10 protein-coding genes are annotated in these 14,797 nt (G+C 35.7%); 9 read left to right on the top strand and 1 reads right to left on the bottom strand.

Annotation, left to right across the window (positions count from 1 at the left end; translation table 11 throughout):
* The first annotated feature begins 14 nt into the window (after window positions 1-14).
* Both ACFE0M_RS05910 and gldJ read left to right on the top strand, forming a co-directional pair.
* Complete coding sequence (locus tag ACFE0M_RS05910) at window positions 15-1,037, top strand: radical SAM/SPASM domain-containing protein (RefSeq protein ID WP_434544824.1); 1,023 nt, start codon at window positions 15-17, stop codon at window positions 1,035-1,037.
* A 205-nt stretch (window positions 1,038-1,242) separates the two neighbouring features.
* A complete protein-coding gene (gldJ, locus tag ACFE0M_RS05905) occupies window positions 1,243-2,448 on the top strand; it encodes a gliding motility lipoprotein GldJ (protein ID WP_434544823.1) in 1,206 nt (401 codons plus the stop codon).
* Window positions 2,449-2,550: 102 nt separating this feature from the next.
* Here the strand turns inward: gldJ and ACFE0M_RS05900 are convergent, their stop codons facing one another.
* Window positions 2,551-3,147, bottom strand: coding sequence for a LemA family protein (locus ACFE0M_RS05900; RefSeq protein ID WP_434544822.1), 597 nt, complete (start codon window positions 3,145-3,147; stop codon window positions 2,551-2,553).
* Between the two features lie 147 nt (window positions 3,148-3,294).
* On the opposite strand from ACFE0M_RS05900, the gene ACFE0M_RS05895 reads away from it, so the two are divergent.
* The 7 genes from ACFE0M_RS05895 (at window position 3,295) to ACFE0M_RS05865 (ending at window position 14,782) form a co-directional block, all read left to right on the top strand.
* Window positions 3,295-4,428, top strand: coding sequence for a serine hydrolase domain-containing protein (locus tag ACFE0M_RS05895; RefSeq protein WP_434544821.1), 1,134 nt, complete (start codon window positions 3,295-3,297; stop codon window positions 4,426-4,428).
* Between the two features lie 7 nt (window positions 4,429-4,435).
* A complete protein-coding gene (locus ACFE0M_RS05890) occupies window positions 4,436-4,621 on the top strand; it encodes a hypothetical protein (RefSeq protein ID WP_434544820.1) in 186 nt (61 codons plus the stop codon).
* Between the two features lie 228 nt (window positions 4,622-4,849).
* Window positions 4,850-7,990 (top strand): hypothetical protein, encoded by a 3,141-nt coding sequence (locus ACFE0M_RS05885; RefSeq protein WP_434544819.1) that lies wholly within the window; start codon window positions 4,850-4,852, stop codon window positions 7,988-7,990.
* Complete coding sequence (locus tag ACFE0M_RS05880) at window positions 7,987-9,444, top strand: hypothetical protein (RefSeq protein ID WP_434544818.1); 1,458 nt, start codon at window positions 7,987-7,989, stop codon at window positions 9,442-9,444. Before ACFE0M_RS05885 ends, ACFE0M_RS05880 begins: the two co-directional genes overlap by 4 nt.
* Window positions 9,407-12,577 carry an nSTAND1 domain-containing NTPase gene (locus ACFE0M_RS05875; RefSeq protein ID WP_434544817.1) on the top strand — a complete coding sequence of 1,057 codons (3,171 nt, stop codon included), beginning with the start codon at window positions 9,407-9,409 and terminating at the stop codon, window positions 12,575-12,577. The genes ACFE0M_RS05880 and ACFE0M_RS05875 overlap by 38 nt, the downstream gene beginning before the upstream one ends.
* A complete protein-coding gene (locus ACFE0M_RS05870; RefSeq protein ID WP_434544816.1) occupies window positions 12,564-13,598 on the top strand; it encodes an outer membrane beta-barrel protein in 1,035 nt (344 codons plus the stop codon). Before ACFE0M_RS05875 ends, ACFE0M_RS05870 begins: the two co-directional genes overlap by 14 nt.
* Window positions 13,595-14,782: a hypothetical protein gene (locus ACFE0M_RS05865; RefSeq protein ID WP_434544815.1), complete on the top strand. Its 1,188-nt coding sequence runs from the start codon at window positions 13,595-13,597 to the stop codon at window positions 14,780-14,782. Before ACFE0M_RS05870 ends, ACFE0M_RS05865 begins: the two co-directional genes overlap by 4 nt.
* Window positions 14,783-14,797: the final 15 nt, after the last annotated feature.

The following is a 14,797-nucleotide window of genomic DNA, read 5'->3' as shown; positions in this document are numbered from 1 at the left end:
ACATCAATTAATTTATGCATTTTAAAGATAGCCTTAATCTACTTAAAAAGTTAACATTAAAAAAAGCAGTGAATACTTTTTCATTGTGGAGGAGCTATCATCAGTCCAAAAATGCAGGCTATTCCAAAATTAAGGGCAAGCCCATTTCCATTGCTATTGAGCCGACCACCTCTTGTAATTTACGTTGTCCTGAATGCCCGAGCGGTTTACGATCCTTTTCCCGACCGGTGGGTATGCTAAGGGCTGAGACATTTGAAAATATGCTATTGCAACTGAAGGACCATCTAATTTACATGCTTTTCTATTTTCAAGGAGAACCCTACGTTAATAAAAATTTCCTTGATTTGGTGAAGATTGCCTCAAGCCATAATATTTATACTGCCACATCCACAAATGCCCATTTTTTGGATGAAGAAACCGCCAAAAAGACGGTGGAAAGTGGATTGGACAGATTAATTATTTCCATTGATGGCGCCACCCAAGAAACTTATGAATCCTACAGAATTGGTGGAAAATTAGAAAAAGTACTAGACGGCACCAGAAATTTAATCAAATGGAAGAAAGCGTTAAAATCAAGCACCCCACATGTTATTTTCCAATTTTTGGTAGTTAGGCCCAATGAGCAAGATATCCCTCAAATCTATGAGTTAGCAGAAGAATTAGGTGTTGATGAAGTGAAGTTGAAAACTGCACAGATTTATGATTACGAAAATGGTTCGCCATTAATCCCCAACAACCCGAAATATAGTCGTTACAAAAAATTAGAGAACGGCTTGTACGCAATAAAAAATAAATTATTGAACCAATGCTGGAAAATGTGGCATAGTTGTGTGGTCACCTGGGATGGTAGAGTAGTGCCTTGTTGTTTTGACAAAGACGCTTCTCATCAGTTTGGAAATCTCAATAATGAAAGTTTTGATGATATTTGGAAGGGTAAAAGTTATCATGATTTTAGAAATAAGCTTTTAAAATCGAGAAGTGAAATTGATATTTGCACTAATTGTACAGAAGGCACTAAAGTTTGGGCAGAGGACTAAAGCAATAAAGCAAAATCGACAGACGTTTTAGTGTAACTGATTTAAAATTATTACATATTGGTCGAATTTGTACTAAAATACTTTAAAATTTCATTTTAATAGTTGAATTTAGTGGTTTGTTAGGTTATATTTACCTAGATTTTATATATTGCATTGATATATAAGTGATTAAACAGTGTTTATTAAACGAATACAATAACAGGATATGAAAAAGTGTGTGTTTAAAATCCAACATGCCATGCTTGCAGTAGCAGTAGCTATATTATCTGCTTGCGGTGGTGGAAACCCGACAGCCAAAGGGCCGGGTGTGTTAAGTACGACTACAGGTTTAGAGTATAACAGCGAAGAAGGCTTTCAGGTGGCTGAGTTTCGCGGTCAGCCTGATGGTCCAAACTTAGTCTATATAGAAGGTGGTAGAACTGTATTAGGTTCTTTCGAAGAAGATATCCTTCATACAAGAGACAATATTGAGAGAACGGTTACAGTTTCTTCATTTTACATGGATGAAACCGAAGTAGCCAATATACATTGGTTAGAGTTCTTGCATTATGTAAAATTAGATTCCTCACGAGATTATTATGAATCCGTAATGCCTGATACAACCGTTTGGGCAAGAAAATTAGCTTATAACGACCCTTACGTTGATCATTATTTAAGATACCCTGGTTTCCGTTATCACCCTGTTGTTGGGGTAACTTGGGAACAAGCTACAGAGTATGCTAAATGGAGATCAGTAATGGTAAATTATAAATTAGCCGAAGAAGCCGGAATTGAAGTTCCTGCTGAATCAGGTGGAAGAATTCCTTTAGAGACTGGCGTTGTTTTACCGGATTACAGATTACCTACGGAAGCAGAATGGGAATATGCTGCAACGGCATTGATCGGTACACAATGGGTTGACGAAGTGCAACTTTATAAAAGAATTTATCCTTGGGATGGCCACTCTTTAAGAAATCCTTATGGAAAAGAAATGGGTTACTTCTTGGCCAACTTCAAAAGAGGTCGTGGTGATTACGGTGGTATAGCTGGGAAATTAAATGATGGTGCATTCGTAACAGATTATATATACAACTATCCGCCAAATGATTATGGTCTTTATAATATGGCCGGAAATGTAAACGAGTGGGTATGGGATCTATACCGTCCGCTTTCATTCCAAGATTTTGAAGACTTAAATCCGGTTAGAAGAGATGGTACTTTAGATCCTCAAAGTAACTACGATAATGGAGCTAATGATCCAAATGCTATTAATTCATTAATTAATGACAATATTCGTGTCTATAAAGGAGGTTCTTGGGCTGATGTAGCTTATTGGTTATCTCCAGGTACAAGAAGGTTTATTGAGCAAGATTCTGCTACTGCAACAATCGGTTTCCGTTGTGCTATGATTAGAGCTGGCGGGAATAAGTAATAAGATATTCGTTTAATCATAGAAAAAGGCTTTCTCTTGTTTGAGAAAGCCTTTTTTATTGGAGTCTATCTAAAAATATTAATAAAATAACAGAAGATCAAATTAATCAAAACTCACTTCAGGGGCTTGGTCTGCTCCTTGATCAGCTTCAAAATAACCTTTCTTTTCAAAACCGTACATTCCGGCTAGCATGGCTTGGGGGAATTTTCGAATGTAAGTGTTATATTCTTGCGTTACTTCATTAAAGCGTCTTCTTTCTACTGCAATCCTGTTTTCCGTACCTTCCAATTGATCTTGTAATTTAATGAAATTCTGGTTGGCTTTCAGGTCAGGATATCTTTCCACTACTACCATCAAGCGAGATAAAGCAGAGCTTAAGCCTTGCTGAGCCTGTTGAAATTGTTGGATTTTTTCCGGGCTTAAATCATCAGCATTAACGTTTACGCCTGTTGCTTTGGAGCGTGCTTCTATTACACCTTGCAAAGTTTCTTGCTCAAAATCAGCATATCCCTTTACCGTATTCACCAAATTAGGAATCAAATCCGCTCTTCTTTGGTAAACATTTTCTACCTGTGACCAAGCGCCTGTTACTTGTTCCTCTTTGGTGACCATATTATTGTAGGATCCCGCAAAAAGTCTATAAAGTATAAATACTATTACGACTATTACGCCTATCGTGATTAAAAGTCCTTTTTTCATATTAGTTTAATTAGATTTAGTTATTATATAGCAAAATAATCTTTACGAAGGTAGCAGAGAAATGTTGAATTATAAATTCATTTCAGTTTCTTAGTTAAATTTGATTTTTGAAATCTTATTTTTGCCTTCTTCTAAAAAATAAATGTTATGGTGTTGAAAAAAATTGGTGGATACAGCATTTTGGTTGTCATTTTATTGGGGATTATTTATTTCTTTTTACCCAATTATGCGCAAAAGGCATTTCTTCATTTAACAGCCAATATTGATGATTATAAGATATTTGAAAATAGGACAATAGTGGCCAGCAATCCACAAGCTTGGGAAAAATCAACTTTGTACAATCAATATGAAATGGGGCAAACATTTCAAGAAGAATTGGAGGCTTATGAAACTACTGCTTTTTTGATTGTGAAGGATACCTCACTTTATTATGAAAAATATTTTTTAGGATATGATGAGAATGAAATTTCCAATTCTTTTTCTGCTGCTAAAAGCATTGTGAGTTTACTTATTGGAATAGCCATAGAGGAAGGTAAAATTAAAAGTGTCTTCCAGCCAGTTGGTGATTTCATTGAATCCTTTCAGCAAGGGGATAAATCCAAAATATTGATTAAGGATGTATTGACCATGAGTTCGGGTATCAGATGGAATGAAGCTTATATGAGCCCATTTTCAAAAACCACCGAAGCTTATTATGGAAGTGATTTAAAACAGTTGATTTCTGAATTGGAAGTTGAAGCCGAACCGGCAGAAACTTTTGCTTATAAAAGTATCAATACACAAATTTTAGCGGAGGTTTTGGAATCTGCCACTGGTCAATCCATTAGTGAATATGCCACCAACCGTTTATGGAGAAAGATTGGAGCCGAGAAGGATGCACTTTGGAGTCTGGATAAAGCTGCAGGAATGGAGAAGGCATTTTGTTGTTTTAATAGCACGGCCAGAGACTTTGCTCGAATTGGTCAGTTAATTTTAAACAAAGGAAAATGGAAAGGGGAACAGGTGGTTCCGGTCGCCTACATTGAAATGGCCACTCAACCGGCACAATTACTGAACTCTGAGGAAACTATTCAGCATTATGGCTACCAATGGTGGATCTTGAATTATAAAGGCAGACAAATTCCTTATGCCAGAGGTATTTTGGGGCAATATATCTTTGTATTGGAGGATAAAAATGCAGTTGTAGTCAGATTAGGAAAAAATAGAAGTAAACTATACACAGGAGAACATCCTGATGATGTCTATACTTATGTGGAAGCGGCTTATGAATTATTGAAATAAAAGAAATATGGAGTTTACGAAAATTTTGAGGATTATATATTGGATATTGGTAACAATCATGATCATGGTGTTTTATTATAGTTTGCGCTATGCTGGCGATCAGGCTATGGAATACACATTTTTAGCATTGGCTTTTTGGGCCGCTGCTTTTATATTAAATAGGTATATAAATAAGAAAAAATCACAAGATTAGATTTCATTGCAGCCAAAATTTAATGGTTCAAACTAATAAGTGATTAATACAAAAAAATAAGAAATATTACTTAAGCAAACTGTTGCATAAAAGATGTTATAACACCTTTTGTAAGCCATCTTCATAATTTAACCACTCATCGAAATATAAATTACTTAATTATAGATTAAATAGTACAAACCAAACATTTAATCTATATTCGACTGCTAATTAGACAATTTATTTCAATTGAAAAAGCTGATCCTCAACGTATTAAATGCTGAAGAACAGGAATCCAAGAGGGTATTTTTATTATTACTCATGGGATTCTTCATGGGCTTTTTTGTTTCTGGACTTTCCGTAGGTGCGGAGGCTTTGTTTTTGAATAACTTTAGTGAAGAAACAGACTTACCATTGGCTATAGTGGTATCAGGTGCGATTGGAGTATTGGCCACATACCTTTTCAATTATTTCCAATCAAAAATTAGTTTTGTCCGATTAGCAGGCTACACTCTCTTGGTCATTTTTATTTTATTGATTTCAGTTGAAGTAGCCTATTCTTACTTGCCAGATGTATATCCACTTTATTTCATCACATTCACATTCGTCCTGCCTTTTACCTATTTGATTTTACTGATTTTTTGGGGAGCTTTTGGCAGGCTTTTCGACCTACGTCAATCCAAAAGAATTATTGGGGGAATTGATACAGGTCAGCTTACAGCTTCAATTCTAGCTTTGTTAATCATTATTCCATATTTATTGAATAGACCAGATTTTGCGGAAAAAGACCTCATTACCATGAGTGTTATAAGCCTTGGAGGGATGTTTTTATCCTTTTTATGGCTCATGAACAGCTCTAAAAAATACTTGATCAGGGCAGGGAAAAATGAACTGGTTTCTTTTAAAAAAGTACTGACAGACAAATATATGCTATTGATGGTGGCATTTGTTTTAGTAAGTGTTGTAGCGGTAACATTCATCGACTATTCTTTTTTTAGTGTTGCATCGGCTCAATTTAATGAAAGTAACCTAGCTACTTTTTTAGCATATTTTAATGGTACTATCATAATTTTCAGTTTTCTATTTCAAACTTTTGCAACAGATAAGATCATTGCACTTTATGGACTTAGAGTATCTCTGCTGATTAATCCAATTCTTATAATGATAATGGTGGGTGCGGCATGTCTAATTGGAGCCAGCTTGGGTTTCACCCCTGAGGATCCTAATTTTATCTTCTTTTTTGTAACTATTGCCGTAAGTAAGCTTTTTGCCACTTCTTTAAAGGATGCACTGGACGAACCCGCATTTAAACTTTATTTTCTACCCTTAGATGTTGAGAGTAGATTTGATATCCAAGTAAAAATTCAGGGAGTGGTGAACGCATTTGCTGGAATATTGGCCGGTGCCATCATTATTTTACTCAATAATGTTGAAGTATTTAACCTTTTGACAATTTCCATAGCCGTACTCCCACTATTAGTTTTATGGTATTTTGTTACCCGAAAAATGCATAAGGGATATCGAAGAACACTTCAGGGAACCTTAATTCGAAATAAAGAGAAGAATAAGGTAGATGAAAATGAAAATTCCATTAGTAGGCTATTACAAAAACAAATAAATAGTAAAGAAGAGCATAAAAGGCTTTACAGCTTGAAATTAATGGAAAAACTCGAACCAGAAGAGTTTTCAACTTTTAAGGAGAATTTCAAAGGAGATATTTCCCCTAAGATGAAGGAATATCTTGGTGATGGAAAATCAGCATTTGGAATCAGGTCAAATCTTACTTTAAAAAAATTAGCAGAGAAAGCCCTTAAGGAAAACGAATCAAGAGATGTTACCCCAGTAAGTTTTGAGCAATTAAGTAGCTGGGCAAGGTCTTTAGAGCCTGAGAAAAGATTATACACAGCCCGTATATTTAGGCAACATGCTGATGCCAAGAATATATTTCTGCTGTTGGATTTATTAAAGGATGCTAACATTGAAGTGAGAATGGAAGCCATTGAGACAGCGCGCTTGTTGAAAAGGCATGAGACATGGAATGTGCTGATTGAAATGCTTGATACCGATAAATATGGACATGCGGCCTCCGCTGCATTAGTTTCCGCAGGAAAAGAAGTCTTGCATCATTTAGAGTCTGCTTTTCATAAATCAGGCCAAACAGATAAAATCAAAATGGCGGTTGTCCGCATAATGGGTAAAATAGGTGGTGAAGAGGCGGAAAAGCTATTGTTAAAAAAGATAGATTACCCTGATAAAAGGATAGTATATGAAATGTTGAACAGTTTTGGTTATGAAGATTTCAATGCGCAGGGAAATCAAGCTCAAATAATCATTACTTTAATTGAAGAAGAAATTGGTAAGGCTATCTGGAATATGGCCGCTTTGCAAGAACTGGCCAGCGAAGAAAAGTATGAAATCTTAAGACAAGCATTTAAAGAAGAAATAGGTCATAATTACGAACAAATATTTTTGTTGTTATCACTTATTTACGATACGGAATCAGTATCCTTAGTTAAGGAGAATATTCTTTCCGAAACTGCAGAAGGTATAGCCTATGGAATAGAGTTGATGGATATGTTTATTGATTCAGAATTGAAAACCAAGCTGTTTCCCTTGGTAGATGATATTGGGGTAAGTGAAAAAATCAGAGCATTGGATCATTTCTTTCCAAGAGAACATTTTGAGCCTTTAAAATTGCTAAATAATATTCTCAATAGAGATTACAATCAAATTTCAAGATGGATAAAAGCTTGCGCCTTATATAATTTGGCTTTTCAAAAAGACCATGAACCAAATTTTGCGGTGATAGCCCATATTTTCAATAACGATAGATTGTTACAGGAAGTGGCGGCTTGGTTATTATATCATAGAAAACCGAATCAGTTCGAAAAAGTGATTGGAAGGGTAGAGCAAGAAGACCAGGAAGATTTGATCAATACCATTGCGCACAATCAACTTGAAGATGGCTTAAATGATGGATATTTTCTATTGGTGGAAATTGTTATGTTTCTCAAACAAATTGAAGTATTCTCAAAAATTAATGGCGACCAATTATGTGATTTAGCCGATAACACTAGAGTGATAAGGATGAAGTCAGGTGAGACCATCGATTTAACCAATCCTGAAAATAATGCAATTTATGTGGTGGCAGAAGGGGTGTTCAATCTCAAATCTGATTTGGAGCCTGACATTACATTAACTCAGAAAGATGTGTATGGGGAATTATTTATTCCTGAGAAAACCCTTAAAGCTAAAGAAATCGAAGCAGAAGAAAATTCCGTGGTTTTTCAATTGAACATAAATAATTTCTATACTCTAATGTCAAGAAGCCAAGAGTTTACAAACCAATTATTTAACGCTATAACCCAATTTTATCAATCAAAAGTATGAGTGAAAAATTAGAAATAAATATAATTTATGCAGAGGAGGATAATAAACCTATTCTTCAAAATAGGGGCTGGGTAAGCTATTTTGAGAAATTTCTGTACATGATGTTAAAACAGACCATGAACAGGAAAATTCAAATTAATTTAATTTCTGATGCGGAGGGAAATGATGCTGAATCGAAAGGTATATATATACCTGTTCTTTCACCTGATTTTATTTTATCCGGGGCTTGTCTGGATAGAATAGAAAATCTATTTATAGTCAATAAAACGGATAAAATCCAAGACCGAATATTCCCGGTTTTTAAATCCTCGCTTTCATATATCGATATACCAGAAAAATTAAGGGCATTAAGAGGCTATATCTTTTATCTCAATAGTGAAAACCAAGAACAAGAGCTTTTAGATTTTTTTTCCAAGGAAGCTGAGAAAGGATATTGGATGAAAATGGTGGATTTATGCTTTGATATCTATGAAACCATTTTGAATATGAACCAAAAGAATAAAGGTGATAAAGAGCATGGCCGGAAAGCGATATATTTAGCTGAAACGGGTCAAGACTTATCCGGAGCCAGAAATATCATTAAAAGGGAACTGACCAGACATGGTTATGAGGTTTACCCTAAAAGCCTTCTACCACATAACGTATCAGATGTTAAAAAATCAATTAAAGAAGATTTGCTTAAATGTACTTTTTCCATTCATATGATAGGGGCTTCTTATGGTACTATCCCTAATGGAACAGAAAGCTCAATAATGGATATCCAAAATGTATTGGCGTCAGAATATGCAGAGAAAAATCCTCAAAAATTTAATCGATTGATTTGGATCAGCCCTGGATTAAAATTCGCAAGTGAAAAGCAAAAGTCCTTTATTCACAATATTAAAAGGGATGACAAAGCTTCTTTCGGTGCGGAAGTATTGCAAACTTCCCTTGAAGACTTTAAAAATACGCTTTGGGAAGAGCTATTAGACAAGGGGTTGAACAGAAAATTAAGAAATACTTTCCATAATAAGGAACAAGATAAAGCCATTATTTACCTTATATACGATGAAATTGACTCAAATGAAGTAGAATCTATTAAAAAAGAAATCCTTCAATATGATGTAGAATTGATTGTTTTGGATAATAAGGGAGAATTAATGGATCTAAGAAACAAACATATTGATGCCTTGAAGGAAATGGATGCGGCCATAGTTTTTCAAAAAAATGTAAATAACCAATGGGTTTATATGAAACTCTTGGATTTGTTAAAAGCTCCTGGTTTTGGCCGGTCGAAACCAATTTTGGGTAAGTTGTTTAAATCCAAATTGGCGAAAGGTTCTGAGGATGAGTATATTAGTAGGTACGAAGTGGAGGTTGATGTCAATAAGAATTCCAAAATTTTGAGTAAATTTATTAATGATATAAAGTTGGCTTTTGAAAATAGCCAATCAAAAATGGCAGCAAAAAGCTAAAATGCAAGAGGAAAAATTAACCATATCGAATTCCCCCAAATCGCAATATGGAAAGAAAAGTAATCCTTTTCCAGGGTTACGTCCTTTCAAAATTGAAGAAAGTCATCTATTCTTCGGAAGAGAAGGTCAAAGCGATGAGGTATTATTAAAGCTTTCCAAACATCGGTTTGTAGGGGTTATTGGCCCATCAGGAAGTGGTAAATCTTCCTTTATATACTGCGGTGTTCTTCCCATTCTTTATGGCGGATTTCTAACCGGAAGATCCACGGATTGGGAAGTAGTAGTGACCCGTCCTGGAGCGGCACCAATTGACAATTTGGCTCAATCTCTCTTGAAGGCGGACTTGATTGATAAAGAGCATTCTGATGAAGATAAGCAAATCAAAAAAACCATCATCTCTTCTTTGTTGAGAAGTTCATCTGCAGGCTTGGTTGAAACCATCATGCAATTTAAGGGGGATAAGGAAAAGAACTACCTTATTTTGGTTGATCAATTTGAGGAATTATTTCGATTCAAGGATTCATCCAATATTCAATCGGTCAATGAAACTTTAGCTTTTATAAATCTTTTAATGGAAGCGGTTAATCATGCGGATGTGCCAATATACGTAGCCATCACCATGCGTTCCGATTTTATTGGAGAGTGCTCGCAATTCCCGGAATTGACCAGGCAAATCAACGATAGCCAATATTTGATTCCTCAAATGACAAGGGAGCAAAAAAGAAGGGCCATCACAGGGCCTGTAGCTGTAGGGAATGCGGAAATTGCCCCTAGATTAACCCAACAACTTCTGAATGACTTAGGAGATAATCCTGATCAATTACCTATTCTGCAACATGCTTTAATGCGTACTTGGGATTATTGGAGCCATTTTAGGGATTACGAAAATGAACCTTTGGATATTAAGCATTATGAAGCTATCGGCACAATGTCAGAAGCTTTATCCATGCATGCCAACGAAGCTTATGAAGAGCTCAATGACGAGCAGCAAAGAAATTGTGAGTTTCTATTTAAAGCCATTACCGAAAAAAGGGGCGGTGGCAGTTATGGAATCAGAAGACCAACCCAACTGAATGAAATTGCCGCTATAGCCAATACCTCAGAGGAAAAAATTATTCAAGTAATAGAGAAATTCCGTGACCCAGGAAGGTCTTTATTAACTCCACAATACGGTATTCCGCTTAATAGTAATTCCATAGTGGATATATCTCATGAGAGTATCATGAGAATATGGAACCGATTGAAAAATTGGGTAAATGATGAGGCCGATGCAGTGGCCATGTATAAACGTTTGGCAGAAGCAGCCGATATGTTTCAGCAGGGAAAGACCAGTTTATGGAGACCACCAGATTTACAATTGGCTTTAAATTGGAAGGAAAAGCACAACCCAACGCTAGTTTGGGGACAGCGCTATCACCCTGCTTATGAAAGGACAATGTCCTTTTTGGAACATTCGGCAGAAGAATATGAAATTGAGCAAAGAGCTAAAGAACTCCAACAGAAAAGGAGGCTAAGGACTGCCAGGGTTACGGCATTTATTATGGCTTCTGCTACTGTAATTTCGCTTTTATTTTTGATATATGCTTATTATCAGCAAACAATAGCCGAAAGAAACGAGCGATTAGCAGAAGAGCAAAAAGATAAAGCTGAGGAACAAAAAAACTTGGCTGAGGAACAGCGATTAATAGCAGAAAAAAGAGAACAAGAGGCCACTGAGGCTAAATTAGACGCAGAGGAAAGCGCTGAAAAAGCAAGGATTGAAGAAGAAAAAGCTACTATAGCTGCAAAATTAGCTGAAGAAAGAAGAATTGAAGCGGAAAGAGCCAAAGGAATAGCAAGTGAAGAGGCTATTAATGCTAGAAAAGCGGAGAAAGAAGCCAATCAGGAAAGAGATAGGGCCGAAGAAGAAAAAGCAAGAGCTGATCAATTACGGTATTTAGCCATAGCCAATGCTATATCTGTAAAGTCAACTCAATTAAACGATCCTCAATTACAAGGCTTATTAGCGCAGCAAGCATACATTTTTGATGAGCGATATAATAAATATGAATATGATCCTGAAATATATGATGGCTTGTATTATGCCTTAAAGGAATTTAATCATCCAATTACCAAAAAAGTAGAAGGGCATCAAAAATCAGCCAAAGTGGTTGTGGGAGGTGTTTCAGATAACGAATTTTTCTCTGCGGGTTCCCAAGGGAGCATTCTCAAGTGGGAAAAAGTAGAAAATCAATGGGTAGCAGATACCATTGCCTCAATAAGAAATAGAAGAGTGGTGAAATCCATGATTTATGATAGTGAAAAGAACCATCTTTATGCGGCCGGCCAATTTATAACGGATGCAGGTGAGTCTATAATTGAGCGATATGACCTGAATCAAAGTAGTCCTATGCTTGAAGAGATAAAGGGCGTGAAAGGGGCATTTGTCAAAATGCGATTTGCAAACGATAAATTATGGGTCGTAGATGAAGGGGGCAAGTCCATAAAGTTATTGAATGATGATAAAAGTCAGAGGATTTTTCAATCGGATGTGAAAATAAATGATTTTGTTGTTGATGAGAGCAAACCATTTATTTGGTTGGCCACCGAGACTGGTGCATTAACCCGAATCGATAAAACTGGGGAAAACGACACTGTACTATTTAAGAGTGAAAGTGCTTTAAGTGCCGTAACTTCCAAGTTCAATTTTGTAGTGACAGGTGATGTCAATGGATTGGTAAATTTATTTTCAGATTATAATTTTTCTAAGCCAAATGCACTAACTGGTCATATAGGGGGTATTGATGAATTGAAAATTAGTAAAAACGGCTCTGCAATGCTTTCGGCAGGAAAAGATAGAACTGTTAGAGTTTGGAATTTATCTGAGATTACACAGCCTCCTATTGTTTTATCCGATCACGATGATTGGGTCTGGTCAACAGACTTTAGCGCCAACAATGAATGGATCTTTGCGGCTTCAGAGGACGGGAAACTTCATGTATGGCCATATTCCATTGATAGGATGGGCGATAAACTGTGTGATGATTTAGAGAGAAATATGACACAAACGGAATGGGCAACCTATGTGGGCAGCGATTTGCCCTATGAAGAAACTTGTGAAAATTTAGAAAAACTATCAGATGCTGGTGAATAAATATATCATAGTTCTATTTTTATTAGTGGGCATATCCAATTTAGGTAATGCACAAAGCAATTGTGTTCAAAATTTAAGGGACGCCAGAAACGCTTATGATGAAGGAAAACTTCAAGACATGCCTAAGTTGTTGTCAAAATGTATAGAAAATGGCTTTACTGATGAAGAGAAAGTAGAAGCCTTAAGGTTTTTAACTTTATCTTATTTGTTTAGTGAAGAGCAAGAAAAAGCGGAAATTTCCTTCTTGCGACTTTTAAAAATTAATCCTGAATTTCAAGTTAATGAGGAAACAGACCCTACTGAACTCATCATTTTATCTGAAAACTATGATACAGACCCAAAATTCTTTTATGGTTTAAAATTGGGCAGTAGTTTTAATCTTATTCAAGTTACACAATATAAGCCTGTGTTTAATTTAGCAGGTCGTGGCAGTTACGAACCACCAATTGGTTTTGGAGCGGGTTTGTTTTTTCAATACCCTATTAATGATGATTTTACGGCCAATGCGGAAGTTCATTATAATTACAGAGGCACGGTTTTAATTAAACCCACTGTAACGGCCGAAGGAGGTAGTGGTGTACCTCAGACTATTACGGAAAATCAGCAATGGATTGAGATGCCTTTATTGATCAATTATAAAATACCGTTGGTCAATAAATTTTTGTTGGAGGCTACTGCAGGTCCATCTCTTCATTATCTTTTATCATCTTATTTATCAGTTGAAGGTGGCACTGAAACCATCAATAACTTAGATATGATCAATTTCAGAAATCAATTTAATGTTAGCGGTATTATAGGTTTGAGAGGAAATTTCAAGCAATTGGGGAGAAATTATATTACAATAGAAGCGCTCTATCAGTATAGATTTATTGAGGAGGTTGATTTTAATAGTCCTGGCCGTGCACAGCTGGATTTAGATTTAATACCACTGGCTTATGCTGAAAATCAATATAAAGGACATGCATTCATTTTAAGGTTAGGTTTTCGATTCCCAAGATTTAATCCTGAGTTAATCAAATGAGAAGTATAAAGCAATACATATTAATTTTTACAATTTTAACGACCGCGTTTGCTTGTAATACAGAGGAGGATTTAATTCCGGCTTCTAGGGACTCTTTTATCAAAATTATAAAAGGTCAAGGTTCAGAAACCCCTTTGAAAATTGAGCAACTTTCAGATCAAAATCTCCTAGTGGTTTCTAATACTAGCATTTTTCAAGAAGCATCTACCAAGGAGAAAATAAGAGTATTAAAGTTGAATATGGCTGGCAATGAAGTTTCAGACCCGAAATATTTTCCAGAAGATATTAATCAAAGTTGGAGGGCCGCTGATGCCATTGTTACATCAGATGGTAGAATAATAATTGGAGGCACAGTTGCCGATACGAGTCTAGTTTTCTTCTCCCTGAATAGTAACTTGCAATTAGTGGATACTAAACATTATAAATTGGAGAATGCGATTTCCTATGAACTTAAAGGCTTTTATTTTGATGAATCCAATAACAAAATCATATTTAGTGGATCCGAAATTCAGGGAAGTGAAGAAGGTGAAGAAGAGGTAGGATATACAATATATGGGGAATTGGACTCCGATGATTTAAGCCTGCTAAACGTTTTTAGAAGTGAAAAGGCAAAAGAACTACCCGCTACTAAATTGTATCGAGACCTTGATGGTAGAATTAACTGGGTTTACAATAGCAGTTCCTCCACTTTATTAAGAAGTAATACACCGCAGCTTAGTTTAATTGAAGAATTGGGATTTCTTGAATTTAAAGGAGCTACTAACATCACCACTAAAAAATTAATCGGAACCAATGAAGAAATTGTTCTTTTTGGTGAATTAGATATCAGTAGCCAAACTCAATTGTTTTATAGTAAAGCTTATACTTCAGAGCTTATACCTTTTGGAGATAAAGGAAATCATCAATTAAACAATGTTAAAAAAATTGAATCGGGCTACTTGGTTACTGGCAAAACAGAAATTTTGGAAGAAGGGGCCAATTCGCAAAGTGATTTTTTTATCTCTAGAAGAGGCCTAAATGGCGGAGAGGTATTCACGGAAACCTTTGGAAGCGATGCGGATGAAGAACTGCACGATGCGGTTATGGTGAATAATAAGATTTATGCAATAGGATCCACTATAATAGGGATTAACAATACCTTATTGTTATTGAAAATGGATGAATTCGGAAGATTAAGTAATTAAGCTGTAAGCAGATTT

The sequence above is a fragment of the Marivirga sp. genome, assembly GCF_051117495.1.
GTDB lineage: Bacteria > Bacteroidota > Bacteroidia > Cytophagales > Cyclobacteriaceae > Marivirga.
The sequence above is the reverse complement of the archived record's forward strand: the minus strand, read 5'-3'. Positions and strand labels throughout refer to the sequence as shown.

Bases quoted from the DNA above. Each gene is read 5' to 3' on its own strand.
- ACFE0M_RS05910 (WP_434544824.1), top strand. From the start codon at position 15: ATGCATTTTAAAGATAGCCTTAATCTACTTAAAAAGTTAACATTAAAA.
- gldJ (WP_434544823.1), top strand. From the start codon at position 1,243: ATGAAAAAGTGTGTGTTTAAAATCCAACATGCCATGCTTGCAGTAGCA.
- ACFE0M_RS05900 (WP_434544822.1), bottom strand. From the start codon at position 3,147: ATGAAAAAAGGACTTTTAATCACGATAGGCGTAATAGTCGTAATAGTA.
- ACFE0M_RS05895 (WP_434544821.1), top strand. From the start codon at position 3,295: ATGGTGTTGAAAAAAATTGGTGGATACAGCATTTTGGTTGTCATTTTA.
- ACFE0M_RS05890 (WP_434544820.1), top strand. From the start codon at position 4,436: ATGGAGTTTACGAAAATTTTGAGGATTATATATTGGATATTGGTAACA.
- ACFE0M_RS05880 (WP_434544818.1), top strand. From the start codon at position 7,987: ATGAGTGAAAAATTAGAAATAAATATAATTTATGCAGAGGAGGATAAT.
- ACFE0M_RS05870 (WP_434544816.1), top strand. From the start codon at position 12,564: ATGCTGGTGAATAAATATATCATAGTTCTATTTTTATTAGTGGGCATA.
- ACFE0M_RS05865 (WP_434544815.1), top strand. From the start codon at position 13,595: ATGAGAAGTATAAAGCAATACATATTAATTTTTACAATTTTAACGACC.